Origin of the sequence: Chloroflexus sp., assembly GCF_049970315.1 — a bacterium.
GTDB lineage: Bacteria > Chloroflexota > Chloroflexia > Chloroflexales > Chloroflexaceae > Chloroflexus.
Window position 1 is genome coordinate 229,003 of sequence record NZ_JBMFNE010000002.1, and the last position, 25,045, is coordinate 254,047.

Sequence of the window (25,045 nt, forward strand, 5' to 3'; positions counted from 1 at the left end):
TATGCAAAGCACACGACGTCGGAAAACTGCTGGCCAAGCCATTGTTGAGTTTGCCCTCTCGGCTACGGTTATTTTCCTCTTACTATCTGCCGCTGTCGACCTTGGCTTGATCTTCTTTACCTTGCAGGCGCTGCGCGCTGCTGCACAAGAGGGAGCGACGTATGGTAGCTACCCGATCATCGTCACCAATAGCAGTGGTCAAGTAACGGCGGTACAGCTTAATTATTCAGAAATTTATAGGAGGATTCGCTTTGCTGGTGGCGACCGACCTTCGGGGATTGCCAATTTGTTCGATTTGAACGGTGATGGGATTGATGATGACCGCCAGGGGTCTGTCATCTTCAATCCGAGTAACCCGACCAACCCCAACGGGTTTGTCATTATTGAAAATCCGAAAGGACCGAATCCGGCTAATCTGAGCGGGACATGCGCTACTACGACACCGCGGGTCGATATGCGCAACGCCGGTCAGAATTGCTGGATCCGCGTCACTATTCGCTACCGATATCGGCTCTTCTTCCCATTTGCGCCGGCGTTTGGGCGAGAGATCATTTTGCGGGTTACTCACACTATGCCGGTCCGGAGCCAGTTTGTAGGGTAGATTATTTGAGTTGTCATTCCAGTTGATACTCAGTTTAGGAGGAACCTATGTTAACCCGTCGTATTCGTGCCTACCGCCCACCACGACGAATGCGAGGGCAGAGCATCCCACTTCTCGCCCTCATGATCGTCGTGCTGATCGGGATGGTAGCATTATCGGTGGATGTAGGGCGCACCTTCTCAGAAGAGCGCCGTGCCGTCGCTGCTGCTAACGCAGCATCGTTGTCGGCGATGAACACTTACATTCGTCGACCGGCCGGTACGACCAATAAAGTTATCTATGACTCTATTGTGAATTCGCTGCGCTCAAACGGGATTGATATCGAAAATAATCCGAATATTCGGATGGAGGCCTACTATCTCAATGGCCGTGGCGAACCGATTGAGGGTGGTGCTCGCATCAATCCCGATGGTACGGTCGCTCCTGATAATGTGGCGTACATCCAAGTAAACCTCGAAGGTGATGTTGATACCTTCTTCGCCCGGGTTGTCAATCAGAATCAGTTGCCAATCGGTGCTACTGCATACGCCGGTACCTGTCCACCGACTGATGGGGTCTACCCTATTGCGGTGAATAATGAGTACATCAGCGGTAATGAGTTTCGTAATCCGGGTGATGCGAATGGTGATGGTAAGCCTGATAATAATTGGCAAAAACTGACGAGTGGTACCTACAAAGGCTTTACCAAGATGCGTCTGTATCCGACCGATGGCAACCTGCCCGGCCAGTTTGGGTGGTTGCGCTGGCTCGATGGGCGCGGGGCAAGTGGTGCAAATGCCAATAGTAACCAAGAGCTAGAGTTAGCACTGACCGGTACCGGTTCACTTTCCAAGGGTTTCATGGAGGTCGTTCCATGGCCGGCTACCAATCTGCCCCGTCCGGCTAGCTACCCTGAACGACCCGGTGAGTTGAATGTTGGTGACTGGGTTTACGGTAGCTCTGGTTACAACAACAGTGTTGGTGTACGCAACGCTCTTGATGCTCACATCGCTGCCGGGACGCGGATGGTCCTGCCGATCTACGATGTTGCTGTTGGTCAAGGATCGAACGCTGCCTTCCGAGTGGTGCGCTTTGGACTGTTTGTGCTGACCGCATATGGACAGGAGCGGGGTAAGCCTTACCTCGATCTCATCTTCCTCGGCGATCCGAATCGCCAAGGTACGGCCTGCTCGGCAACGCCGCCGCCGCCGGAGAATACCAGTGTTGTGCGCCTGACCGGGGGTGTTGAGCTGTGGCCGGAGTATCAGATCGTTGTAAATGAACGTCGTCCGGTGCAATACGTGGTCATTCTTGATGTCTCCGGTTCAATGAATGCCAACTTCATCGGCCAAGGTATCGTGAATGGGCGAGTGACCCAATGCACGAATGGACCGCCCGGGTCGCCTCCGGCCCAAAGCTGTGGTCAGCCCCAATATGCATGGAATCCGGTGCAAGAGCGGCGCATTTACGTTGCCAAAGAGGCGATTAAGCTGCTGATCCGGCAAACGAATATGCCTGGCAACCCCGGCTATGATCCAACGCAGCCAATTGACAGTATGGCACTAGTCTGGTTTACGCATAACGTTCCGAGTACGAATATCTTACCCTTCCAATCGAACCCGAATACTCTGATCCAAGCCGTTAATAATGCCGGTGCATATCAGGGCGATCCATACAAAACGAGTGGTCGTACTAATGGGACCGGTGGATTGTACCGTGCCAGCCAATTGTTGGCCAATGCACCCAGAACCACCAACCAACTTGGTAAGGAGTGGATCTATCGGCGGGCCATTATCTTCGTAACCGATGGGGTAACTAATACCTTTTTCAATGCCAACGACTCGAATGTGAATGCTGGTAGCAGCAGTATGACGACGTATCCCAATGGTCATGCTTGTCGGAAGGATGAGGTACTCGAAGATGCGCTTTGTCAAACCACCGAGGTTGGTGGGAAATACAATGGAATGGATCGGCCGATCACGCAAATGGTGAATATGGCAAACACGATTAAGTCGAATCAGTCGATCCAGACTGACATCTATGTCTTGGCACTCTCGTCGATCCCGGCGACCGGTCTGCGTGATGGCGTTGCCACTACACCGCGCCACTTCTATACCGCCGAAACGCTTGAATCGGGTCCTGATGGGTTGAATAACGTCGACCGCATCATGCTAGCAATCAATGCTGAGATTGAGCGTGGACCATGTATGAGTGGTAGTGATGGTGAGTGGCGCGCCACTATTCCGGGTAATCACTTCCAGTCGGTGGGTGGGCTGAGCTATCCGAATGTTGGTGAGGTGATCTTACAAGACATCTCGACCAATAGCATCTATCGGGCACCGATTGTAGCCGGTACCGATGGTCGGGTACGGTATACCTTCGAAGAGATTCCACGCGGTACCTATCGGATGCAGGCTTACCTCTTCTACCGCCACCCATTGGATCCGCCGACAGCACAACCGCGCATGTATAGCCAGATCTTTACTAATGGCTCGACCCAATCGGATATGGTGGTGGTGCTTGAACCAAATGGTCAGGGAGCTGGTTTCATCTCAACAATTGAGCAGAACCTACGCTTGCGCCTCGACGGCAATGTGTGCAGTGTGAATTAGGCTATCTATGAGTACCGGCGCTATACTTGCTCAAAGTATAGCACCGGTATTGCTCTTATCCATCGGCGAACTTCAACTTCACAGGTATTCTCGTCGGGAGGTCACTGATGACACCACCATTTCTATCTCTATCCCGTCGCACATTACGGGTTATGGTTATATATACCCTCAGTTGCGTTATGCTGGTGACTGCGTGGCCATCAGGGACTATACGCGCTTTGGTTGACGAAACAGGGACCGATCAAATTATCGATAACTCTCAGGCCGATTTTGCCAGCGGGGTGTTTCAGCGCACGGTCGTGGCGGCAGCACCAAGCACGCCGAGTGCTCCAGATGTGGTCGGCGCTGTGGAGCTAGCACCGGTCGGGGCGTTAAATCGTAATAATTGGTCAACCTCAAGCACAACATTGCCATTGCCATTGAGCGATGCTCCTGTAGTGTCACTTAGTAAATATCTGTTTGTTATCGGTGGTGCTACGACAATAGATAGTAATGGTGAGAGTGTCTCCAACTCAAACTATGTCTTTCGTGGTGAAATTAATCAGGCGACCGGTGCATTTGTGACCGATTCATACCCTGCACCGGGCAATGATGCGTTTAAGGCCTTTGCCATCCAGGGCGCTGATCCCGGTCCTGAATGTGACATCGTGATTGCCGGTCGGTCGCGATCGGCAGCCGTAGCTGTGCCGGCAACTACCGGATCGAATCTTGGCTATATCTTTATTGTCGGCGGTAATATGTACGATCAAACTTGCGCGACGTACAACTTCTCGACTAATCTTGTACAACGTGCAACAGTTAATGCTAACGGTGATATTATCGCTTGGAACACACCGGATACTTGGCGGTTTCCTACCCTCGACAGTAATGGTGAGATTATCACCAATCCGGCTTCGTCTGAACTCCGCGGAGTTCAGGACTTACAACTCGTGCATGTTCGGACCAGCGCAGGGAATGACTTTATCTATGCGATAGGCGGCTTAAGTGTTGCGCCAAGTCAGCTTCTACAGCAAGATATTTATCCGTATGTCTTCTACACCAAAGTCGATGCCAACGGTAATCTGACGCATCCTACTAATTCGTCCGCCGGAACGGTTTGGGCAAAGTTGGCCGATTTGCCGTTCCCCCTTCACTCTGGGACGGCACTAGCCGTTAACACCACTCGGATCGAAGGTGGCGCACCGGTACAGAAAGATGCGATCTTTTTGCTCGGTGGCTGTACTACGATTGATTGTACGTTGCTTAATACCTCGGTATGGCGGGCCGATGTCAATCCGACGACCGGTACGTTAACATGGACCGACCAGGTCGCTGCTATAGGTAGTGGGACGCAAGCGATTAACATTCAGGCTCGACATAACGTTACAGGTTTGAGTTTCAACAATCGTATCTATTACATTACCGGTTCGACAGCCAATAGCTTTCCCGGTGCTAGCGGGGCAACTGCGACGATCCCGGTCGCAATCTTTAACGATCAATTCTTGTTAGAAGATTTGACCAATAGTAATATTTACTTCGTCGGTACCAATGAGACGAATGACCGTGTCTTACCAGAACCATACCGACGGGTCGGTGCAGCGGCAGCACTTATCCCGGCAGTACCACCTGATAATGTGACAAGTCAAGTCTATGCAGCGTGGATGTATGTGATCGGTGGGGCTAGTGAGAATAACGAGCCAACGAATACGATCTTTTTTGGTGGTGTAGGCAGTGCAAATGAGACGACCAGTGCGACCCGAGCACCAGAAGGTTGGTACTATTCGCAACCATTCCCGGTACTAACCGACAACGAAACGTCGCGGCTACTGGCTCTCAAGTGGTTTGTTGATCTCAACCGTCCATCTAGCAATCCTGAGGCAGATATCCGCATTCAATTCCGCGCCGCCGTGACAAGTGGTACCTGCCGAGAGAGTGATTTTGATCCTTCGCCTTCCATTTCGAATCCAGAACGGTGGCGAGCAATAGATGCGAATCCTGATCCTGTGTTGTACTCTAAGGACGGGCTTAACCAGGTACGCTTGATCAATGCCTTCCCAGACGAAGAGATTCAAGCAACCTGTATGCAGTACCGGGCTCAGCTCATTCAAGATCCCGGTGATCGAACGTTCTCACCGAAACTTCTCTATTTCGCGGTCGAGAAGATTGTTGCAGCCAAGCCGGACATTATCATCGAGACCTTCGATGTTCAGACGAACAACGGAAGTTTTCGCAATATTGTCTTGACCTTGCGCAATCTGCGGAAGAATAGCCTTGCGGCGACGCGCAGTGTGGTGGCGGCAAGTGGGGGTGGTGGTTTCTTTGTCGATCTCTGCATCGCTCGGCGAACCGATCCGGATGTTCCAGTGCTCACCTCTGTGCCGGCTCCTGATCCCAACGCCGGTGGTTCAGCGACTCCGATATGTGTGACAGTATCGGCACAAGTCCCGAAGGAGCCATTTATACCGGGTGCATCGTACACCGTTCCATTAAATAGTTGGAATAAAGCTAATGGTGAGCCGGCGAACTGGAATACGATTTTCGGTACGCCAGGCACGTATGACATCGGAATTGTGGTGGATTACAATACGATGACCGGCGAAGATGCTGAAGGGCGAAGCAATAACCGTGGTGAAAGTCCATCGGCGCCGAATGGGATTATTCGAACTATCACCGTTGTGGCACCACCCACACCTGAACCAGAGTCGATAAAGGTCTTTGTACCGGTCATTTATCGATAGGTTAGGGTTTCGATCACAGAAGGTTTTGTCTGTGCGCCTTGGCGGAAAGTGTCAAGGCGCACTATTTTTAGTTGTCTTTCCAACCTACTCGACACACATCGATGGATTTGTTATGATGCCAACGGGATCAGGCGTAACGGTAGCGAAAGGTGTTGGTGATCATGCAACCACTCGATCATGCCAAAGCTGAGCAGGATTTTCACTTTTTGCTGAAATGCTTTCAACGTATGCTCCGTGATATTGGTGCGATCTCGGTTGCAGCAGCATTGCCATGGTTGCATGAGGGGACCGATCAGTCGGCAGTGGCGGTACGAGAATTGGCGCAGGCATTTGGGATTGCCTTCCAGTTGCTTAACATTGCCGAAGAGAATGCGGCAGTCCAGCAGCGCCGGATGACCGACCGTGATCCCGCATTACCACCCGAATCGGGGCGTTGGCGTGATGCGTTGTTGAAATTACAACGTGCCGGTTTCACGGCTGATGAGATTGCGGCAGCGTTGCCTGAAATACGAGTTGAACCGGTGCTAACCGCCCATCCAACCGAGGCAAAACGTACTACCGTCCTCGATCATTACCGCGAGCTGTATCTATTGCTCGTCCGACGTGAAAGCCAACGTTGGTCTCCGGCAGAGCAAGCCGAGATCGAGACGGATATCATAGCGTTGTTAGAGCGGTTGTGGCGAACCGGTAACATCTTTCTTAGTAAACCGGATGTGGCTTCAGAGGTACGAAATGTCCTGCACTACCTTGTGAACGTCTTTCCTGACGTATTGCCGGTCCTGGATAATCAATTGCGCTATGCGTGGCAAATGAGCGGATTTGATCCGGCATTATTGATCGAGCGTTGGCCAAAGCTAACGTTTGGTTCTTGGGTCGGTGGCGACCGCGATGGGCATCCGCTCGTCACGGCCGAGATTACAGCGCAGACGTTGCACGAGTTACGTTTGCAAGCTTTGCGCTTACTCCGGCGTCGGATTCGGCAGGCGGTGCGTCACCTAAGTATCTCGGATCTGTTGGTACCAACCCCACCCGGTCTGGCCGAGCAGATTCGGCGGATGACGAATGCCTTGGGGATGCGAGGGGTACAAGCGGTGGCGCGGAATCCGAACGAGCCATGGCGGCAGGCGCTGAATCTGATGTTGGCGAGACTGCCGATAGATGATTCACCGGCGGAAGCGGCCCGGTTGGTTGATGAACCGGGACGGTATCGTAGTGCAGATGAACTTCTGCACGATTTACAAGAATTTGCACAGCATTTACGGTCGGTTGGTTGTGGACGGCTGGCCGAAGCAGAAATTCGCCCGCTCATGCAATTAGTGCAAACGTTTGGCTTTCATTTGGCAACGCTCGATATTCGGCAGAATAGTCAGTTTCATGATCGGGCACTGGCGCAGTTGCTGATCGTGGCCGGTCTACCGACCGATGATCTTCTTGGGGGTGATCCTGAACGACGACGTGCATTGTTAGAGCGCGAAATCGTTTCACCGCGTCCCTTTGCTCATCCTAATACCCCATTGGGGCCAGAAGCGACGGCGGTGGTTGAGTGCTATCGGGTGTTGGCGTCTCATATTGCTCGCTACGGTACGAGTGGTCTTGGCCCGCTGATCATCAGTATGACCCGTGATGTGACGGATGTACTGGTGGTGTACTTGCTAGCGCGCGAAGCTGGACTGGCGTATGCAACGCCGGAGGGGTTGGTCTGTCGGTTACCGGTTGTACCGCTGTTTGAAACCATCGAAGATCTCGAACACAGTCCGCAGATTTTAGCCGAGATCCTCGATCATCCGGTGACCCGTCGTAGCTTAGGGGTACAGTCCCATGATGGTGAGCTGGTCCAGCAGGTGATGATCGGATATAGCGACAGTAATAAAGATGGCGGGATTCTCGCCAGCCAGTGGGCGCTGCAACGAGCACAGCGGGCAATGAGTGAGGTTGGGGCAGCGCGTGGGGTGCGGATTCGCTTTTTCCATGGGCGTGGCGGAACAATTAGCCGTGGTGCGGGACCGACCAATCGGTTTATTGCGATGTTGCCGTCGGGCAGTTTGAACGGCGATTTGCGCTTGACCGAACAGGGTGAAGTCATTGCCCAAAAATACGCTAACCGTCTGACTGCTGCCTATAATCTCGAATTATTGTTAGCCGGAACGACGACCTACACACTGTTACACCGGCGACATCCGCCAACACCGCATCCGCTTGAGCCGGTGATGGAACGCTTGGCCCAACAGGCGCAGGCAGCATACCGTGATCTCATTGAGCGTGATGGTTTTGTCACCTTCTTTCGACAAGCTACGCCAATTGACGTCATCGAGCAAAGCCGGATCGGTTCACGTCCGGTACGGCGCACGGGGCAAGCGACGCTCGCCGATCTGCGGGCGATTCCGTGGGTGTTTAGCTGGAACCAGTCGCGCTTCTATTTGCCGGGTTGGTATGGTGTGGGGAGTGCGCTCCAAGCCTTGCGCGATACCGATCCGGCAGTGTGGGAAGAGCTTTATGCTGCCCAGTGGAATTGGCCGTTCTTGAGCTATCTATTAGCAAATGTGAGTACGAGTCTCCTGACTGCTCATCGTCCGACCATGCACGCTTATGCGTCATTAGTCGAAGATGAGGCGCTGCGTCGAGATTTTCTGATCTTGATCGATGCCGAGTTTGAACGTACTGTAGCAGCACTGGAATCGCTCTTTGGTATGCCACTGGACCGACGGTGGCCCCAACTTGCTGCAACCCTCGCCCGTCGCCAGATCGGGCTAGCACCTTTGCATCAACGACAGATCGAGTTACTCCGGCAATGGCGTGCCCAGCGCGCGGCTGATGATCCGGCGGCGGAAACGACGCTCATCGATCTGTTGCTGCTGGTCAATGCTATTGCTGCCGGATTACGCACCACAGGATGAAGAAGTGCTTGATCGGTGTTGGTATGATGCAAACGAGGCAACTATATCGGTATGGTATAACCTATCGGCTATAATAAATCTCGCTATCGACCATAGCAGCGTTGATGGTGAGCTGTTTCCAGATAAGGGAGGCGTCATGTCCGAATCATTGATGCAACAGCCGCTCGGCGCCATTCTCGATGCGCTTGCCTCACGTGCCCCCACCCCCGGTGGTGGGAGTGTGGCAGCACTTACCGGTGCTATGGCAGCCGGTTTGGTGAGCATGGTGTGTGAATTGACCATCGGGAAGCCGCAATTTGCCGAAGTAGAAAACGAGTTACGGGCTATTCACGCTCAGGCCGAGCAATTGCGTGCCGAATTACAACGGCTGGCCGATGAAGATATTGCCGTCTTTAATCGCCTCGCAGCGGCGTACAAACTACCGCGCACAACCGAGGCCGATGCAGCGACACGCAAGGCGGCAATCCAGCAGATTACCCGTTTGGCTGCCGAGGTACCGTTGCGAACTGCACAGGCCGCAGCAGCATTACTTCCGCTTTGCACGACCTTGGCAAACAACTGTGCGCGCTTGGTGGTCAGTGATGTTGGGGTTGCCGCTTTACTGGTACGCGCCACCGTTCAGAGTGCTGCATTGAACGTTGAGATTAATTTGGCTGCACTTGAGGATCAGATCTTTGTTCGCGAAACGCGCGCCCAGTTGCAAGATTTACTGATCGGGCTTGGTGATGAAGTTGATGGTATTGTCACCATTGTCCGGGGAAGGATGATCGGATGAGTGCGCGTATTCTCGATGGTCGTGCATTGGCACAAGCATTGCGTCACGAGTTGGCAGCACAGATTGCCGAACTACACGAACGGATCGATCGGGCACCGGTGATTGCCGTCGTGCAGGTTGGTGAAGATCCGGCGGCAACCCGTTATGTGCGCAGCATCGATCGGTTATCGCAGTCGTTGGGTGCTGCCTGTCGAACGATTATTCTTCCTGATGTTGTCACCCAGGCTGAACTCGAAGCGACCGTTTCGCGATTGAGTGCTGATGACCGGGTTGACGGCATCTTGCTCCAATTACCGTTGCCGGCCGGTTTGTCCCTCGATGGCGTCTTGAGTCGGCTGGTTCCCGAAAAGGATCTCGACGGTATTCACCCGATCAATGCCGGTCTTTTGGCACAAGGACGCCCGGTGCTAATACCGAATACCCCCGCCGGTGGTATGGAATTGCTGCGTCGGTATGAGATTGAGGTACGGGGAAAACGGGCAGCAGTTGTTGGGCGCTCGGCGATTGTCGGGCGGCCGATGGCGTTGCTGTTGCTACAGGCCGATGCGACAGTCACTATCTGTCATTCACGCACATCTGACTTAGGTGCGGTGTTGCGCGAGTGTGACATCATTGTGGCCGCAGCCGGTCGACCGCAACTGATTACCGCTGAGATGATCAAACCCGGTGCAACGATCATCGACTTTGGTACTAATGTTTTGGCCGATGGCAGTATGGTTGGTGACGTCGATTTTGCGGCTGTGGTTGAAGTGGCCGGTGCGATTACACCGGTTCCCGGCGGTACCGGGCCGGTGACGAATGTGATGCTGATTCAGAACCTGATCAAAGCCACTCGTAGCCGATTAGGCATCTAATCTTGCGCACGAGTTGTACCGCGTTCGCTATTACCAACACGTGTTTGCAAGGAACGGTGCGGCATGAAAGTTCTTGTTCTCGGCCATGATGGTCGCACGCATGCATTAGTATGGAAGCTCTTTGCCAGTCCATCGGCTGATGTTCTGGTAGCGCCGGGAAATGGCGGTGCGTGCCAGATTGCCCCACAGGTTGACCTCGATCCGTTACAACCAGCGCAAGTAGCCCAATGGGCGTTCAACGAGGGGGTTGATCTGATTGTACCGGCGAGTAGCGAACCACTCTGGGCCGGTTTGGTTGATGAAGTGGTAAGTATGCATATCGGTGTCTGTGGTGCATCGCAGCGCAGCACCCGTATTGAGTGGAGTCGCTGTTACGCCAAAGAGCTGCTTTTGCGCTATCAGTTACCAACCCCAGGAGGGCGTTGCTTTACCAGCTTACCGATGGCCGAGAAATATCTCGCCGCGCAACCGTTGCCGGTGGTGTTGCGTGGCGATCATCCTGCAGCCGGTGAGGGTGTTTATGCCGATCGTTACGCCGCGCTCAAAGCGTTGCATGACTTGTTTGTTTCCCGACCAGTTGAGGGGAGCAGTCACGGGGTCATCATCGAAGAATATGTCGCTGGGCCACTCGTCAGTTTTTCTGCCATCACCGACGGGAGTGCAGTGGTGACATTATTGCCGGCGCGTCTCTATGAAGGGATGGGTCCACAACCGAATAGTCCACCGGCACCGGCGATGGGGGCAATTACCGGCAATTCGCCCTACACTCAAAAGCTGACGGCGTACCTAGAACGCCATATTATGCAGCCGCTCGTTGCCGCAATCGCCCGTGAGCAACTTCCATATTGGGGAATCGTTGGGGTCGATTGTATCATCGGTACGCACGGGCCGCGCGTTGTAGGATTACGCTGTAGTTTGCGTGATATGGAAGCGCAGGCAGTTTTGCCACGCTTGATCGATGACCTATTGCCGTATCTGGAAGCGGCAATTGCCCGTCGTTTGCACCGGTTGCCACCATTACGCTGGCGTGAAGAAGCGAGTGTCGCGTTGGCGTTGGTCACACAGGGCTATCCGTATCATTACCCGATCAGCGCTGCCGTTGAAGGGATAAGTGAGGTTGAAGAGGGGGTACTGGTGTTTCACGATCAGACCGAATCTCCGTTTATTCTGCGGTACGATCCAACACACCACGACCGTATCTTAGGTGGTGGCGGTGGGCTATACCTCACCGGTGGTCATGTGGTGACAGTTGTAGCCCTTGGCGCAACGCTAGCCGGTGCGCGAGGTCGGGCGATCATCAACGCTGAGCGGATCCGTTTTCCAGGACGCACCTACCGCGAGGATGTCGGGGCAAGTGAAAGATAGCGAGGTATAGCATGCATAGCGAGACGCCTGCGCCACCGGTGATTGATTTGGTCATTCGTGATGACATAATTGCCACGTGTTATGAGGTGATGCGCGAATTGCGTCCGCATCTCACTGCCGATGAGTTTGTAGCGCGTGTTCGGCAACAAGCAACGGCAGGTTATCGGCTAGCTGCGGCATTTGTTGATGATGAGGTCGTGGCCGTAGCTGGGTTTCGGGTCTGTGAGAATCTCGCGTGGGGGCGTTTTCTCTACGTGGATGATCTGGTGACGCGGAGTGATCGACGGTCACGTGGTTATGGTGCGGCATTACTCGCATGGCTCAAGCAACAAGCCGTTACCGAAGGCTGCGCACAACTCCATCTCGATTCGGGCACATGGCGAACGGATGCGCACCGGTTTTATGAGCGTGAAGGGATGCGGTTAAGCTCGTTTCATTTCGTCTGGGACGTTGTTGGAATGTCAGCATCGTAGAGCACTTCGCAACTATTGCGCCATTGATCTTTATGACGCAGCGTGTTATAATTGATCTGTATAACGCGCTGCGTTATTCGTCTACCAAAACTTGGTAGACTGTGCTATGATACAAGCAGTTAACAACCGGTTACTCGTGAAAAGCAGGAGGTTGCTATGAGCACGGTGGAAGAGATTGAGGTCAACGTTCGCCAGATCGACGAGACACCACCGCCGGTCAATCCGAGTGTCCAGATCTTTGAAGTGGTGCGCAAGCTCATCCTCGCGGGGATTGGTGCGTTTGCGCTCAGCCGTGAAGAAGCCGAAGCCTTCATCAATCGGCTCGTAGAGCGGGGCGAACTGGCGCAGAAAGATGCGCAAAAGCTGTTTGAGGAAGCGGCCGAGCGCTTCCGCAAGACAGCTCTGCCGCAAGTCGATCCGATGCAAACCAATCTGAACAATCTTGCTGCTCAAGTTGAGACAGGGTTTGAGCAGTTCCTCAACCGGCTCAACATCCCCTCGAAGCGCGACATTGATGAGCTCAGTGCGAAAATTGCCCAACTGGCCGCGCGGGTAGAAGAGCTGCGCCGCATTCAGGAGACACCAGCCCGCCACCGTACTCGTGGTGAGGCCAAGGAAGAGGGCGAGACGAAGTAGAGTCGGGTCAAGACAAGCGCCGGCACTGTGGCATTTGCTACAGTTGCCGGCATTGTGGCGCAGCGTGTTATAATTGCCGCTGAGACTATCACCACAACACTCAAAACTATAGCTGCTGCATGGTTGTCTACCGGTATGCAGCACAAGGCGGCAATATCATGCATGTTATCAAAAAATACGCCAACCGTAAGCTGTATCATACTAACGAGAAACGGTATATCACCCTTGACGGCATTGCTCAGCTTGTTCAGAAGGGTGAAACCGTTCAGGTGCTAGATAACGAAACAGGTGATGATATTACGGCCAATATTTTGGCTCAGGTTGTGTTACAGGCCCGTGGCCGCAATTCACCCCTCCCCACCAATTTACTGACCGGTCTGATTCAGGTGGGTGGCGACACACTGTCCACTCTCCGGCGCACACTCTTTAGTTCGCTGGGCGGCGACGATCTGATCGAGGCCGAAATCGGTCGCCGGATCGATATTTTGGTTGATGAAGGTGAGCTTTCACCTGAAGAAGCCGATCGCTGGCGCAGACTGCTGTTACGCCAAGAGTTTGCCCGTGATGCGCATGACCAGCTCGCCAAACGAATCGCTGATGTTCCCACGCGGAACGATGTTGAACGGCTCCACGCACAGATCGACGCGCTTGCCAACATGGTTGAGCAGTTGTTACGCCGGCGTTAGCGTATTGAAGAGCGGCCAATAATACATACACGCAAAGAGGCAGTTTATGCATCGTAGCACAACCGCTCTGGTTCTGGCCGGCGGTGGCGTTGCCGGCGCCGCGTATGAGATCGGTGCCCTTTGCGCTATCGATCAAGTACTTGATCACCTTTCGGTCAACGAGTTTGATATCTATGTCGGTACAAGCGCCGGCGCATTGATCAATGCTTGTCTGGCCAATAATATGTCGCCGCGCACGCTGATTAGCGTGCTCGAACGTTCCTTGCTCGGCATAGATCAACTCGAACCACACCATCTCTATCAGTTGAACCTTGCCGATCTGGTGCGGCGTGGCTCGCAGTTGCCCGGTGCAGTGATGCAAGCGCTCCGGCGTTGGTTGCGCGAGGGGCAGGAGGCGTCGCTGCTTGACCTTATCGAAACGCTGGCAGTGGGTTTGCCGACCGGTATTTACGATTCGCAGGCGCTCGAACGCTATATCCGTGTGGCCCTCGAACAGCCCGGTCGCTCTAATCGGTTTCACGATCTTGACCGTGAATTACTGATTATTGCCACTGATCTAGACAGCGGTGAACGGGCAGTATTTGGTTTGCCACCCCTCGATCAGGTGCCTATTTCATTGGCCGTTTGCGCATCGGCGGCGATCCCGATCTTCTATCGTCCGGTACGAATAGGTGACCGGGATTACATCGATGGTGGTCTCCGCGGTACTGCTAGCCTTGATATTGCGATTGAGCGTGGCGCTGAACTGATCGTTTGTATTAATCCAATGGTACCATTTGACAACCGTCGTCATCCGCCCGGTGCGGCGATTAGTGATCAGGGTATTCAGCGTATCGGCAATCAAGTATTCCGCACCTTCATCCACGCGGGTCTCCATTACCATATCAAGCAGGTACGCCGTCGCCATCCAGAAGTGGATATTATCTTGATCGAGCCTTCACGGCACGACCGCATTATGTTTGCCGAGAATACCATGCGCTTCGGTACCCGTATGCAAATTGCCCGCTATGGGTTTGAGAGCGTCGCCCACCAATTAATTGAGCACTATCCGTACTATCGAACCATGCTTGCTCGGCATGGCATTGCGATTAGCGACGAGCGGATCCGACAGGATCTGCGGAATCTGGCGGTCGCAGGTGATGATCCGCATTTGGTGCGAGCAGCGTTAGTGACCGGTGGATCGTTGCATACTGCGCCGGAGGGGCTCGCCTCAACGCTGGCTGAGTTAGATCGGTTGTTGTCTCGGTTTGAGGTAGCCCGCTGAGATGATTGTTTACATTGCGTATCCAACGAGCCTCAATTTGCAATCGGCCAATGCCCTGCAAACGTTTACCACGTTGCGAGAACTGCGTGCCCGCCGACCCGATACGTTGGCCCTTATTCCGCGCTGGGGTAATGAACCGAGCCGGTTTTTTGAGGTAGGTGCGGTGCATTTACCACGACCAGCGATCGGGAAGTTGTCACGTTTGTACAAGAGCACGTTGCTCTATTACCTTGAGCACTCGGCGTTTGCCGCGATGACGGCAACCGTCGTCGCGCTGCGTCGCCACAACGTGCAAGCGGTGTATATTCGGCAGCCGATTATCGCGGCGTGGTGGGCCGGAGTCTTCGGGCCACGTTTCGACTTACCGGTGATTTATGAAGCCCATGATCTGGAGTCGCGTAACCCATCGCGGGCTAAGGAGCCATGGGCCCGCGGCTTCCTCGATTTGATCGATCGCACGGCGCTCTGTCGATCAAGTGCCGTCGTTTCGCTCACCGATAATTTTCGGCGTTTGTTAGCACAGATTGAGTGGCGTGATCCGGCCGAGGTAGCCGTCATTCCTGATGCGTATGATGAACAGGTCTTTCGGCCACAGGACCGTGCGGCGTGTCGTCGTGGTTTAGGGTTACCTGCCGATGCCCCTATCGTAGCCTATGCCGGTATGACCTTTGCCCATCGTTGGCTCGATGGCCTGCTCAGTGCAATTCGTCGACTCCGGGCTATCCATCCGACGCTGATCGGGATCGTCATTGGTGGGCGACCCGGTGAGCGCGCTGCATTGGCTGCCCATGCGTTGAGTGAGGGGTTGCGAGTTGCCGAAACGACAGCAATGTCAGCCGATCTCTATCTCTTACCACTGCGACCACAAATCGAAGTCGTATCCTGTCTAGGTGCAGCCAATGTATTGGTGATTCCCGACACGGTGACCGATGTAACGGCATCACCGCTTAAGCTGTTTGAGTATATGGCGTTGGGCTTGCCGATAGTCCTACCAGCAATTCCGGCGCTCTACGAGATCTTGCCATCGCATTTGGCTTACAGCTTTACGCGACGCGATCTGAATGGGCTGCAAGCAGCCCTGACGGCTGCGCTGGCGGAGTGTGATCCGGCATTGGCAACGGAACGGCAGCGGTTAGCCGCCGAACACACCTATGGTCGGCGGGCGGAGCGGATCATCGCTTTGGTTGAGCAGGTAGCGCAACGCAAGTTGTGAAGGACGCGGCCTCATCTCTAGAGGATGCAGTACTTACTGTTCAGTTGGTGCTTGCCAGAGGCAGATTCGGCCATCGTGGGAACCGGTAGCCAGCAATTGACCATCGGGGCTAAAATTCAGGCAACTAACACCGGCGCTATGTTCGAGGATCAGCGGTAGCGGTTGCCCGTGTTCGACATTCCAGAACCGCGCACTGCGATCTTCACTGACCGACGCAAGCAAAGGTGCACGAGGACTAAATGCCAGCTCGCGGACCGGTGCAGTATGGCCTTGGAGTGTATCGAGGGGATAACGATCTTTCAGCCGCCATAAGCGAATTGTCGTACCGCTACTGGCGGCAATGATGGTGCTGGCCGGATTGAAGGCAACGCTGTAAATAAAGGTGTTGAAACCACTTATCGGATCAAGGGCCTGCTGATCAGCAATCTGCCAAAGATAGATCGCCCCATCGTAACAGCCAGCGGCCAAGAGTGATCCATTCGGTGCAAAGCTCAGCGAATGCACGAATGGGCAAGAAAACAGGCCAATTGGCTCGATCTTCTCTTGCTTGAGCAGATAGAGCGTGATGGCATTACCCCAACCGCCGGCGGCCAGGTAACGACCATCAGGACTAAAACTAACACTTTCAATCGGGCAACCGGGATGATGCATGACCTGTAGTGTCTGCCAATCGGAGGTGCGCCAGATGCGGATCGTCTCATCATCGCTGCCGGTAGCGATGAGTTTACCATCGGGACTGAACGCAACGGTTCGTACCGTACTCTCGTGACCGCGTAACGTTACCTTCTGTTCACCGGTAGCGACTTCCCACACGCCGACGGTATAGTCGTCGTGACCGTCCAACAACCACTTGCCATTGGGTGAAAAAGCAACGCTCCGCACCGGACTGCCGGTAATCAGGCGACGGATCATTGTGCCGACGGGTGGTGGTGTTGGTCGACTCGGCATTGTTGACGGTTGGGCCGGGGTTGCCGTTGTATCGGCTTGCAGCGGTGGTGAAACTGATGATGGGGTGATTGGAGGAACAGAACTCGGAATGGCGGTCACTGCCGAACGCCCACGTAAGCGGTGCAATGCCTCGCGCATATCACGGGCCGATTGTGGCCGCTGATGAATCAGCGTCGCCATTCCTTGCTCGATGAGTTGAGCGAATCCCTCCGGCACATGCGGTGCGAGTGTACGGATGGGCCGCAAGGGATCGGGTTGTCCGTTAACGATACTCGCCATGCGAGTCATGGCATCTGGCGGTAACACGCCGGTCAGCAGGTGATAAACAGTAGCCGAAAGGGCATAAATATCGCTGCGGGGGTCGGGTTCGCCATCGCGCATCTGCTCATACGGTGCGTATGGTGGGGTAAAGCCATACACTTTGCGAACATTCGGCCCCTCAAGTCCGGCGAAGACGGTCATGCCACCGCGGGCCAGCCCAAAATCAAGCAAAATAATGTCGTGACTTGCGGTGAGTTTGAGATTTTTCGGTTTAATATCACGATGAATAACCGGTATTGGTCGTGTATGCAGATAGTTCAACACATCGAGGAGTTGATCTGTCCACTTGACCACCATTGGCAATAGCTTTGGCGAAGCAAACCGGCGGCCAAGTCGGGCCAACTGGTTACCGAGATCTTCGCCGTGGATAAACTCCATCACCAGGAACTGACCTTGGGGATCGATGAAGTGGTCGATAACTCGTGGTAAGGCTTGATGGCGTAACCGGGCCAAGATTTGGGCTTCACGCTCAAATGCTTCTCGGTATGTCTCATCAGTAAAAAGGGTCTGTTTGAGGGCGACATCAATGCGTAGCCGGAGATCGCGGGCTTGATAGACGGCGCCCATCCCGCCTTTGGCAATTTGGGTGATGATATGGTATCGGCCTTGTAAAACTGTTTCCGGCGCAAGCATGCGCATTACTCCGGTTAATCCGAACACACTGATTCGTATTATAGCAAATGATAGAATGCGCTACGGTAACATCTTTGTAAGGATGGTGCGGGCAGTAGGGACAGGCACGGGGGTCGGGGGCCGGCCCCTACCGTCTGGGCTGGCACGGGGGTAGGCACGGGGCCGGCCCCTACCGTTGGGACTGGCACGGGGTAGGCATGGGGGCAGGCACGGGGGCCGGCCCCTACCGTTGGGGCCAACCGCCGGGGTCGGCATGGGGGCAGGCACGGGGGCCGGCCCCTACCGTTGGGGCTGGCCTTTTATACCGCCAGCCCATACGCTTCGGCAAGGGTTTCTATCGGGTGGCGTGTCGCCACACCGGTAGCGCCGCTGATTTGCCAGCGACAGGTTTCGCTGTCGCAGAGGGCAAGCGGTTGACCACTTGTGCGGACGAACTCGAACAACGGTTTGCCGACATCGATAGCGATCTGATATTTCTCACGCTTGAGGCCATACGTACCGGCAATGCCACAACATTCAGCCCGACTCTCGAGCAGGCGTAAGCCGGGGATCAGAGCTAGCACATCGAGCACAGGGCGCCCGATCCGATGGGCGCGTAGTTGGCAAGGGGGATGGTAGGGCAGTGTACGTTCGAGAGGCCGGAAGTCGGTGCGTAGGCGTCCTTGTTCATGGAGATCGCGCAGGAATTCGAAGATATCGTAGGTACCGGCAGCCACAGCACGAACATCGTCGCCGTGCAAGCCGAGCAGTTCAGGCGCTTCTTCCTTTAACGTCAGTGTGCAACTGGTACTGGTGCCGACAATCGGGATGCCAGATCGAGCGTAAGGCAAAAGTTGAGCAACGTTGTATTCGTGGTGCTTTTGCGCCGCGGGAAAATCTCCGTTCGAGAGCAGTGGTAATCCACAGCAACGCTGCGGCGGCAGAATCACCTCAAAGCCGAGATGCTCAAGCACGGCAATAGCCGCCTTACCAACGTGTGGCTCGTAGTAGTTGGTGCTACAGCCGTGGAAGTAGACAACCTGTGGTCGATGACCGGTTGTTGACGGTTTGCGTCGCTTGAACCAACTACGGAAGGTGTAGGTGCTGGCCTTTGGGAGCGGCGCGTGGCGGTGAATACCCATCACCTGTTCGATCAACCAGCGTGCCGGCGCGAAGCTGAGGGTGAAGTTGACCAGCGGCGCGTGCGGCCCATTACTGAGACGTCCGACCAACCCCGAACGGGCAATGATCCGGTTGCGCAACGGCATCCCGCGTTCGGTGACTATTTGCGCTCTCGCACGTGCGTTCAATTCGGCGATGCGCACTCCGGTTGGGCAGACTTGATTACAGACGCGGCATCCCGAGCAGTAGTCTACCGATGCATCGGGCACCGCTTGAGCTTTGTGACGAAAGCGTTGGGCTTGAGGCCCAACGTATTTGGGTCCGGGGAAGGCGTCGGTAACGGCTGCAACCGGACATGCCGAGGTGCAAATATTACACTTTATGCAGTGATCAAGCGATTGGGTGAGTGAGAGTTCGATATGATCCATAGTGGAGATTCCTCTATTTAGAGCCGCGCCGCCGTGCGGCTGTATTTGAGAGCCGCACCGCCGTGCGGCTGTATTTGAGAGCCGCGCCGCCGTGCGGCTGTATTTGAGAGCCGCACCGCCGTGCGGCTGTATTTGAGAGCCGCACCGCCGTGCGGCTGTATTTGAGAGCCGCACCGCCGTGCGGCTGTATTTGAGAGCCGCACCGCCGTGCGGCTGTACGTTTATGCCTGCCCGGCGGCCCAGCCGGTGGCGATAGCAGCCCCTTCGAGGCAGCCTTCGCGAATCGGATCGTAGCCGGCCAGTGCACCGCCAGTGATCTGCACGTTCTCATACACCAGCCGACCCGCGGCATCGAGAGGGCGTAGGTGTCGATCAACGCAAACCCCGGTTTGGAAGACGGGATGACCGTGTTCGTCGAGGAAGCGCGGCGCAAACCAGCCTGCCCGTGCGGCCGGTGTTTGTAGTGGTAAGTCGAGGGCCGTCTCGTGCAGATGACCTTCCGGTGTGGCGCGCACACCGCCGCCGAGAACGCCACCCGTGGCCAGTACCCAACGCCGGGCAGTGTGGCGCTGCTCGCGGGCCGCTGCTTCGCTGAACACGGCGACGAGAGTGTCGCCAATGCGCTCGGCGCGTTGGACAAATCCACCCAATTGGATGCGACCGCCTAGCCGCAGCAACTCATCCTCGAGGATCTGATACAACCGCATACCAGTCACCGAAACCGGCAGGGTAGGGATTTCAAAGATCAATGCGCCGGCCCGGTTTTGTAGATCGCGCACCACCTCGGTGGCATGCTTAAGGCCAAGGATGGCCGGCAGGCCAATGCGGGCATAACCGCCCTTGCGCACATAGACGGCCAATTGCTCGCCAAGGTTAGCAAGGAAGGCCGGTTGCTCACATAGCCGGGCTAGCGTCACCGGGCTGAAATCGTGTTGGCGCTGGGTAGGCGGCAAGGTTAATTGCGCCGCTTCAGCAGCAATGCCCTGCGCGCGCAGGTTGGCAGCGATCAGCGGCGGAAAGAAATCGCGCAGCTCGGCAAAGCCGGCAATGAGGGTGGGACGGCCATCACGCAGTTGGCGGGCATCACCGGCAATCATCGTCGCGGGCGCGAAGGCAGTGGGGCGAAGGGCACCCAACGCAGTGGGCAAGAGCAAGTTACAGGTAAAACTGCCGACAAGTGGATAGCCGGCAGCTTCGCCGATTGCGCGTAGCTGATTGATCCCATCTTCGATCATCTTCGGCCCGGCCAGTGCATACGGATGTTGCGGGTTCTGGACCGCAACCTGGGCAATCGCTGCCCACGGGTCTTCTCCTCCGGCCAAAAGATCGATACAGCCGGTTGACCAGTGAGTTGCGCCATGACCTTTTGCCAGCACGAGCACCCGTTCACCGCGTTTAGCGCGTCCGATAGCAGCCATCATTCCGGCCAGCCCGGCGCCAATCACAATCGTATCATACATACCAACTCTCCCGGTGGTCAGGCCTGTACATATTCGGTTGCAATTGCCGGATGCTGGGTCACTAAGCCACCACCCGGCTCCGCGAAAGCCCGTAAGTGTTGAATACCCAGCACACCGAGGTAGATCAGCTCGTCAAGCCGTGCCTGCCGCAACTGGTCACCCCATAACACCGGTGTGAGACCTTTCCACCGCTCTTGGAGGAAATGGAGGATTGCCTCATTGACATGCGAATGACTCAAACCGGCAGTGCAGCGTCGTTCGTACAACAGATTTGCGGTACGGTAGATACACCATCCGCCCTGGCATGGCCCCATACCCATTCGCACATCGCGTCGGATGTCATCGAGATTATGGGCACCGGCGTCGATCGCTGCGATAATCCGGTCGCGTGTCACTAACTCACATTCACAGATCAGCTCACCGGCAGCGTGAGCACTCTCAATAAGGGCCAAAGGCTTCCCCAGCCAGTAGTGTGGTGTTTGTGCTGCCGGATCAGGCGATACCGTCACCGTAGCGTGGGCACGATGTTCAAAACGTGGTACGGGTAAGACTTCGCTGGCCGTGCGACATGGTTGAGTATTACCTAAACGGCGGGCAATCTCGTTGACCGTCTGCTCGGCCATCAGACGATAGGTCGTCCATTTGCCACCGACAATCGAGAAGATACCACTGACGCCATCACGTGCTTCGTGATCGAGCAACTTGAAAGTCCGTGGAATGTCGCGATCGCTAGCCACTTCTTTATCTTTGTAGAGTGGACGAACACCGGCCCAGGCCCGGAGAGCGCGATACTGCCGGAACCCAGGAATCAGCTTCTCGCCTTCATCGAGCATAAACTGAATCTCTTCCGGCTCGATCCCAAACACGTCAGGGTCAGGTACATGCACATCGGTTGTCCCGATTACCGCAACCGTATGGATCGGCACGATAATATCGCCGTCCGAAGGCAATTTACAGCGATTCACCACTGTATTGACCATACGGTGGTTCATTGCCACCATCGTCCCTTTACCGGGCACAACGGTTACCGTAACACCGGCCATCGCTGCGATCTTACCGGCCCATGCCCCGGCGGCATTGAGCACATAGGCACAATCGATACGGATGCGCTCACGGTTACGGAGGTCTTCGACGATAGCGCCCATCACGCGGTCACCAACTCGGACAAGTTCGATCACATGATGGTAGGTACGGATATCGGCGCCGTATTCTTTAGCTGCCAACGCAACCGAATGAGTAGCGAGAAACGAGTCGGCAGAGGCATCGGGTACTTCAAACACCCGTGAAATACGAGGGTTCAGCGCCGGCTCACGACGGAGCATTTCGGCGACGCTAATCTCTTGCACCGGTACACCGGTGCGCCGGCAGTTAGCGACAAAGACATCGCCATAGCTTTCGTCGTCCCACGGTGTAATCACGAAGAAACCGGAGGTCTGCTCGATACAATGGGGCATAATCCGGCGAAGGATGGCATTCTCTTGAGCGCATTCGGTGGCCGACTGCGGATCTTTCGTGACATAGCGACCACCAGAATGGAGTAAACCGTGGTAACGACCGGTAGTACCGTGGGTTAGATCACCTTTCTCAACTAACACACAGCGAATGCCGCGCATTGCCAGATCGAGCGCGCAACCGGTCCCGGTTGCCCCACCGCCGATCACCAGCACATCGGTGGAAATGGTTTGCATACGGACTCCTAACGGGCGAGAAGACCGGCAGGATGGGGTTCCGCCGGTCTTCTTATATAGCTAAAGCTTACAGGCGGTCGATCACGCACGCTATATCGGTATCATATCACGACCGATGGTGTTTTCGTACCGCAAAAAGGTATTGGTGTGAACTTACTCGACCCAATCGAAGGTACGAGTAACTGCCTTCTTCCACCCTCGATAGAGTCGCTCGCGGGTTGCCTCATCCATTTGCGGTGTCCACGTATGATCGACCCCCCAGTTGGCCCGCATCTCGTCGGTATTCGACCAGAAGCCGACGGCCAAACCGGCGGCATAGGCTGCCCCAAGCGAAGTCGTTTCGGCCACCTTGGGGCGGATCACCGGTACCCCAAGAATATCGGCCTGGAACTGCATCAGTGTATTGTTATACACCATACCACCATCGACCTTGAGCGCCGTCAGCTTCACGCCCGAGTCCTGCTCCATTGCATCGAGCACCTCGCGTGTTTGATAGGCCGTCGCTTCGAGCACGGCGCGGGCAAGGTGGCCTTTGTTGACGTAACGAGTCAGGCCAACAATCACGCCACGTGCGTCGGAGCGCCAATACGGTGCAAACAGACCGGAGAAGGCCGGTACGAAGTAGATACCGCCATTATCTTCGACCAAATTGGCGAGCGCCTCAACTTCTGCCGAGGTCGTAATCAGACCAAGGTTATCGCGCAGCCATTGCACAAGAGCACCGGTAATGGCAATCGAACCTTCGAGCGCATACACCGCCGGCTGATCGCCGAACTTATAGCAGACGGTTGTGAGCAAACCGCTCTTCGATGGCACGATCTTGGTACCGGTATTGAGCAACATAAACGAGCCGGTACCATAGGTATTCTTCGCCTCACCGACATCGAAACAGGTTTGCCCGACCATTGCCGCCTGTTGATCACCGAGAATACCGGCTACCGGCACTCCGGCCAACTCACCAACAGCCGTACCGTATACCATGCTCGACGGCACGATCTTCGGCAACATCTGGCGCGGGATCCCCATAACGCTGAGAATCTCGTCGTCCCAATCAAGCGTTTCGAGGTTCATCAGCATCGTGCGGGAAGCGTTAGTAACATCGGTAACGTGGACACCACCGTTGGGACCGCCGGTCAACCACCATGTCAGGAAGGTATCGATATTACCAAAGACTACATCGCCAGCCTCGGCAGCTTCACGTGCATCGGGCACATTATCAAGGATCCAGCGGATCTTGGGGCCGGAGAAATAGGTGGCGAGGGGCAAACCAACCTTTGCGCGGAAACGATCCTGACCACCATTGGCGGCCAATTCGTTGCAAATCTGGTCGGTGCGCGTATCTTGCCACACAATAGCGTTATACACAGGGCGACCGGTCTTACGGTTCCAAACCACCGTCGTCTCGCGCTGGTTGGTGATCCCCACCGCAACAATATCGCTCGCGCTCAGACCACCCTTGCTCAACGCCCCACGGATCACACTCTGGGTACGCTCCCAGATCTCATCGGGGCTATGCTCAACCCAACCGGGTCGGGGATAGATCTGCTCGTGTTCTTTTTGGTCGTAGCAGATGACATTCCCACTGTGATCGAAGATCATGCAGCGGGTACTTGTCGTACCTTGGTCAATTGCAGCAGCATACTTTGCCATACGCTAATGACTCCTTTGTCTACACACACACTGCACGGTGTGTAACTTACTGCTGAGCCGCGCGTTCGAGAACCGCGAGCATTGCCTGTGCCATCAAGTAGGCAGAGGCAGCTCCTGGATCACGATGCCCGATCGATCGTTCACCGAGATACGAAGCGCGGCCTTTCGTTGCCAACATCGGCTCGGTCGCAATCATGCCTTGTTCACAAGCGGCGACTGCGGCACGCATGGCGGCCAGCAGATCACCGCTCGCTGCATACTGTTCTTTCAGGGTATCGATTGCAGGTGCGATCGCATCGATCATCGTCTTTTCGCCACGAGTAGCCTTACCGCGCGTCTGAATCCCTTCGAGAGCAGCACTGAGGGCGGCTATTAGCTCATTGGGACCAATGGTTTCGCGATCACCGATCGCCGTACCGGCACGGAGAAAAGCGGTCCCATAGAGAGGGCCACTTGCGCCACCGACAGTAGAAATGAGGGTCATGCCGGTCAGTTTCAGCAAACCACTAATACTACGGTCGGTCGCTGACGGCAATTTACTTATCACCGTGCTGAAGCCACGGTCAAGGTTCACACCGTGATCGGCATCGCCAATCGCTGCATCGAGGCGAGTCAGATAATCGCGCTGTTCTTTTACCCGTTCGGCAACTAGCTCAAGAAAACTGATGACATGATCGGCGGTGATCTGCATGGTTCCTCTGGTTCGTGTGACGGCGGGGTACGGTCACCGGCCCCGCCGTGTTCTTC

At 55.2% G+C, this 25,045-nt stretch carries 18 protein-coding genes; 12 read left to right on the forward strand and 6 right to left on the reverse strand.

Going from position 1 to position 25,045, the window contains the following annotated elements; translation table 11 throughout:
- Nucleotide 1: 1 nt before the first annotated feature.
- The 12 genes from ACP5OT_RS02255 to ACP5OT_RS02310 all read left to right on the forward strand — a co-directional run bounded on the left by ACP5OT_RS02255 (nucleotide 2) and on the right by ACP5OT_RS02310 (nucleotide 16,069).
- On the forward strand, nucleotides 2-601 hold the full coding sequence (locus ACP5OT_RS02255; RefSeq protein WP_428111360.1) for a TadE/TadG family type IV pilus assembly protein: 600 nt from the start codon (nucleotides 2-4) through the stop codon (nucleotides 599-601).
- 47 nt (nucleotides 602-648) lie between these two features.
- Nucleotides 649-3,192 carry a pilus assembly protein TadG-related protein gene (locus ACP5OT_RS02260; protein WP_428131198.1) on the forward strand — a complete coding sequence of 848 codons (2,544 nt, stop codon included), beginning with the start codon at nucleotides 649-651 and terminating at the stop codon, nucleotides 3,190-3,192.
- 107 nt (nucleotides 3,193-3,299) lie between these two features.
- Nucleotides 3,300-5,909 carry a hypothetical protein gene (locus ACP5OT_RS02265; RefSeq protein ID WP_428131200.1) on the forward strand — a complete coding sequence of 870 codons (2,610 nt, stop codon included), beginning with the start codon at nucleotides 3,300-3,302 and terminating at the stop codon, nucleotides 5,907-5,909.
- Between the two features lie 161 nt (nucleotides 5,910-6,070).
- A complete protein-coding gene (locus ACP5OT_RS02270; protein WP_424674717.1) occupies nucleotides 6,071-8,803 on the forward strand; it encodes a phosphoenolpyruvate carboxylase in 2,733 nt (910 codons plus the stop codon).
- Between the two features lie 136 nt (nucleotides 8,804-8,939).
- Nucleotides 8,940-9,578 carry a cyclodeaminase/cyclohydrolase family protein gene (locus tag ACP5OT_RS02275; RefSeq protein ID WP_424674718.1) on the forward strand — a complete coding sequence of 213 codons (639 nt, stop codon included), beginning with the start codon at nucleotides 8,940-8,942 and terminating at the stop codon, nucleotides 9,576-9,578.
- Complete coding sequence (locus tag ACP5OT_RS02280; RefSeq protein WP_424674719.1) at nucleotides 9,575-10,432, forward strand: bifunctional 5,10-methylenetetrahydrofolate dehydrogenase/5,10-methenyltetrahydrofolate cyclohydrolase; 858 nt, start codon at nucleotides 9,575-9,577, stop codon at nucleotides 10,430-10,432. Before ACP5OT_RS02275 ends, ACP5OT_RS02280 begins: the two co-directional genes overlap by 4 nt.
- A 63-nt stretch (nucleotides 10,433-10,495) precedes the next feature.
- Nucleotides 10,496-11,797, forward strand: coding sequence for a phosphoribosylamine--glycine ligase (locus ACP5OT_RS02285; RefSeq protein ID WP_424674720.1), 1,302 nt, complete (start codon nucleotides 10,496-10,498; stop codon nucleotides 11,795-11,797).
- An 11-nt stretch (nucleotides 11,798-11,808) separates the two neighbouring features.
- Nucleotides 11,809-12,270 (forward strand): GNAT family N-acetyltransferase, encoded by a 462-nt coding sequence (locus tag ACP5OT_RS02290; protein ID WP_424674721.1) that lies wholly within the window; start codon nucleotides 11,809-11,811, stop codon nucleotides 12,268-12,270.
- A 156-nt stretch (nucleotides 12,271-12,426) separates the two neighbouring features.
- On the forward strand, nucleotides 12,427-12,906 hold the full coding sequence (locus ACP5OT_RS02295; protein ID WP_012615382.1) for a phasin family protein: 480 nt from the start codon (nucleotides 12,427-12,429) through the stop codon (nucleotides 12,904-12,906).
- Between the two features lie 158 nt (nucleotides 12,907-13,064).
- Entirely contained in the window at nucleotides 13,065-13,592 is a 528-nt protein-coding gene (locus ACP5OT_RS02300) for a polyhydroxyalkanoate synthesis regulator DNA-binding domain-containing protein (RefSeq protein ID WP_428111369.1), read from the forward strand.
- A gap of 46 nt (nucleotides 13,593-13,638) precedes the next feature.
- Nucleotides 13,639-14,856, forward strand: a complete 1,218-nt coding sequence (locus tag ACP5OT_RS02305; protein ID WP_424674723.1) for a patatin family protein — start codon at nucleotides 13,639-13,641, stop codon at nucleotides 14,854-14,856.
- Between the two features lies 1 nt (nucleotide 14,857).
- Nucleotides 14,858-16,069: a glycosyltransferase gene (locus tag ACP5OT_RS02310; RefSeq protein ID WP_424674724.1), complete on the forward strand. Its 1,212-nt coding sequence runs from the start codon at nucleotides 14,858-14,860 to the stop codon at nucleotides 16,067-16,069.
- A gap of 33 nt (nucleotides 16,070-16,102) precedes the next feature.
- On the opposite strand, the gene ACP5OT_RS02315 is transcribed toward ACP5OT_RS02310, so the two are convergent.
- The 6 genes from ACP5OT_RS02315 to dhaL form a co-directional block, all read right to left on the reverse strand.
- The gene (locus tag ACP5OT_RS02315) at nucleotides 16,103-17,971 is read right to left on the reverse strand and encodes a WD40 repeat domain-containing serine/threonine protein kinase (protein ID WP_424674725.1); all 1,869 of its coding nucleotides are present in this window, start codon (nucleotides 17,969-17,971) and stop codon (nucleotides 16,103-16,105) included.
- A gap of 299 nt (nucleotides 17,972-18,270) precedes the next feature.
- Nucleotides 18,271-19,500, reverse strand: coding sequence for an anaerobic glycerol-3-phosphate dehydrogenase subunit C (locus tag ACP5OT_RS02320; RefSeq protein WP_428111372.1), 1,230 nt, complete (start codon nucleotides 19,498-19,500; stop codon nucleotides 18,271-18,273).
- Between the two features lie 221 nt (nucleotides 19,501-19,721).
- A complete protein-coding gene (glpB, locus tag ACP5OT_RS02325; protein WP_424674781.1) occupies nucleotides 19,722-20,960 on the reverse strand; it encodes a glycerol-3-phosphate dehydrogenase subunit GlpB in 1,239 nt (412 codons plus the stop codon).
- Between the two features lie 17 nt (nucleotides 20,961-20,977).
- Complete coding sequence (gene glpA / locus ACP5OT_RS02330; protein WP_424674780.1) at nucleotides 20,978-22,648, reverse strand: anaerobic glycerol-3-phosphate dehydrogenase subunit GlpA; 1,671 nt, start codon at nucleotides 22,646-22,648, stop codon at nucleotides 20,978-20,980.
- 153 nt (nucleotides 22,649-22,801) lie between these two features.
- Nucleotides 22,802-24,298 carry a glycerol kinase GlpK gene (gene glpK / locus ACP5OT_RS02335; RefSeq protein ID WP_424674779.1) on the reverse strand — a complete coding sequence of 499 codons (1,497 nt, stop codon included), beginning with the start codon at nucleotides 24,296-24,298 and terminating at the stop codon, nucleotides 22,802-22,804.
- A gap of 46 nt (nucleotides 24,299-24,344) precedes the next feature.
- On the reverse strand, nucleotides 24,345-24,989 hold the full coding sequence (gene dhaL, locus ACP5OT_RS02340; RefSeq protein ID WP_428131203.1) for a dihydroxyacetone kinase subunit DhaL: 645 nt from the start codon (nucleotides 24,987-24,989) through the stop codon (nucleotides 24,345-24,347).
- Between the last annotated feature and the right edge of the window lie 56 nt (nucleotides 24,990-25,045).

What these genes read in the sequence shown, in the direction of transcription:
- ACP5OT_RS02320 (WP_428111372.1), bottom strand. Translation starts at nt 19,500, where the DNA reads ATGGATCATATCGAACTCTCACTCACCCAATCGCTTGATCACTGCATA.
- glpK (WP_424674779.1), bottom strand. Translation starts at nt 24,298, where the DNA reads ATGGCAAAGTATGCTGCTGCAATTGACCAAGGTACGACAAGTACCCGC.
- ACP5OT_RS02260 (WP_428131198.1), top strand. Translation starts at nt 649, where the DNA reads ATGTTAACCCGTCGTATTCGTGCCTACCGCCCACCACGACGAATGCGA.
- ACP5OT_RS02295 (WP_012615382.1), top strand. Translation starts at nt 12,427, where the DNA reads ATGAGCACGGTGGAAGAGATTGAGGTCAACGTTCGCCAGATCGACGAG.
- ACP5OT_RS02300 (WP_428111369.1), top strand. Translation starts at nt 13,065, where the DNA reads ATGCATGTTATCAAAAAATACGCCAACCGTAAGCTGTATCATACTAAC.
- ACP5OT_RS02315 (WP_424674725.1), bottom strand. Translation starts at nt 17,971, where the DNA reads ATGCTTGCGCCGGAAACAGTTTTACAAGGCCGATACCATATCATCACC.
- ACP5OT_RS02270 (WP_424674717.1), top strand. Translation starts at nt 6,071, where the DNA reads ATGCAACCACTCGATCATGCCAAAGCTGAGCAGGATTTTCACTTTTTG.
- ACP5OT_RS02255 (WP_428111360.1), top strand. Translation starts at nt 2, where the DNA reads ATGCAAAGCACACGACGTCGGAAAACTGCTGGCCAAGCCATTGTTGAG.
- dhaL (WP_428131203.1), bottom strand. Translation starts at nt 24,989, where the DNA reads ATGCAGATCACCGCCGATCATGTCATCAGTTTTCTTGAGCTAGTTGCC.
- glpB (WP_424674781.1), bottom strand. Translation starts at nt 20,960, where the DNA reads ATGTATGATACGATTGTGATTGGCGCCGGGCTGGCCGGAATGATGGCT.
- ACP5OT_RS02280 (WP_424674719.1), top strand. Translation starts at nt 9,575, where the DNA reads ATGAGTGCGCGTATTCTCGATGGTCGTGCATTGGCACAAGCATTGCGT.
- ACP5OT_RS02305 (WP_424674723.1), top strand. Translation starts at nt 13,639, where the DNA reads ATGCATCGTAGCACAACCGCTCTGGTTCTGGCCGGCGGTGGCGTTGCC.
- glpA (WP_424674780.1), bottom strand. Translation starts at nt 22,648, where the DNA reads ATGCAAACCATTTCCACCGATGTGCTGGTGATCGGCGGTGGGGCAACC.
- ACP5OT_RS02265 (WP_428131200.1), top strand. Translation starts at nt 3,300, where the DNA reads ATGACACCACCATTTCTATCTCTATCCCGTCGCACATTACGGGTTATG.
- ACP5OT_RS02275 (WP_424674718.1), top strand. Translation starts at nt 8,940, where the DNA reads ATGTCCGAATCATTGATGCAACAGCCGCTCGGCGCCATTCTCGATGCG.
- ACP5OT_RS02285 (WP_424674720.1), top strand. Translation starts at nt 10,496, where the DNA reads ATGAAAGTTCTTGTTCTCGGCCATGATGGTCGCACGCATGCATTAGTA.
- ACP5OT_RS02290 (WP_424674721.1), top strand. Translation starts at nt 11,809, where the DNA reads ATGCATAGCGAGACGCCTGCGCCACCGGTGATTGATTTGGTCATTCGT.
- ACP5OT_RS02310 (WP_424674724.1), top strand. Translation starts at nt 14,858, where the DNA reads ATGATTGTTTACATTGCGTATCCAACGAGCCTCAATTTGCAATCGGCC.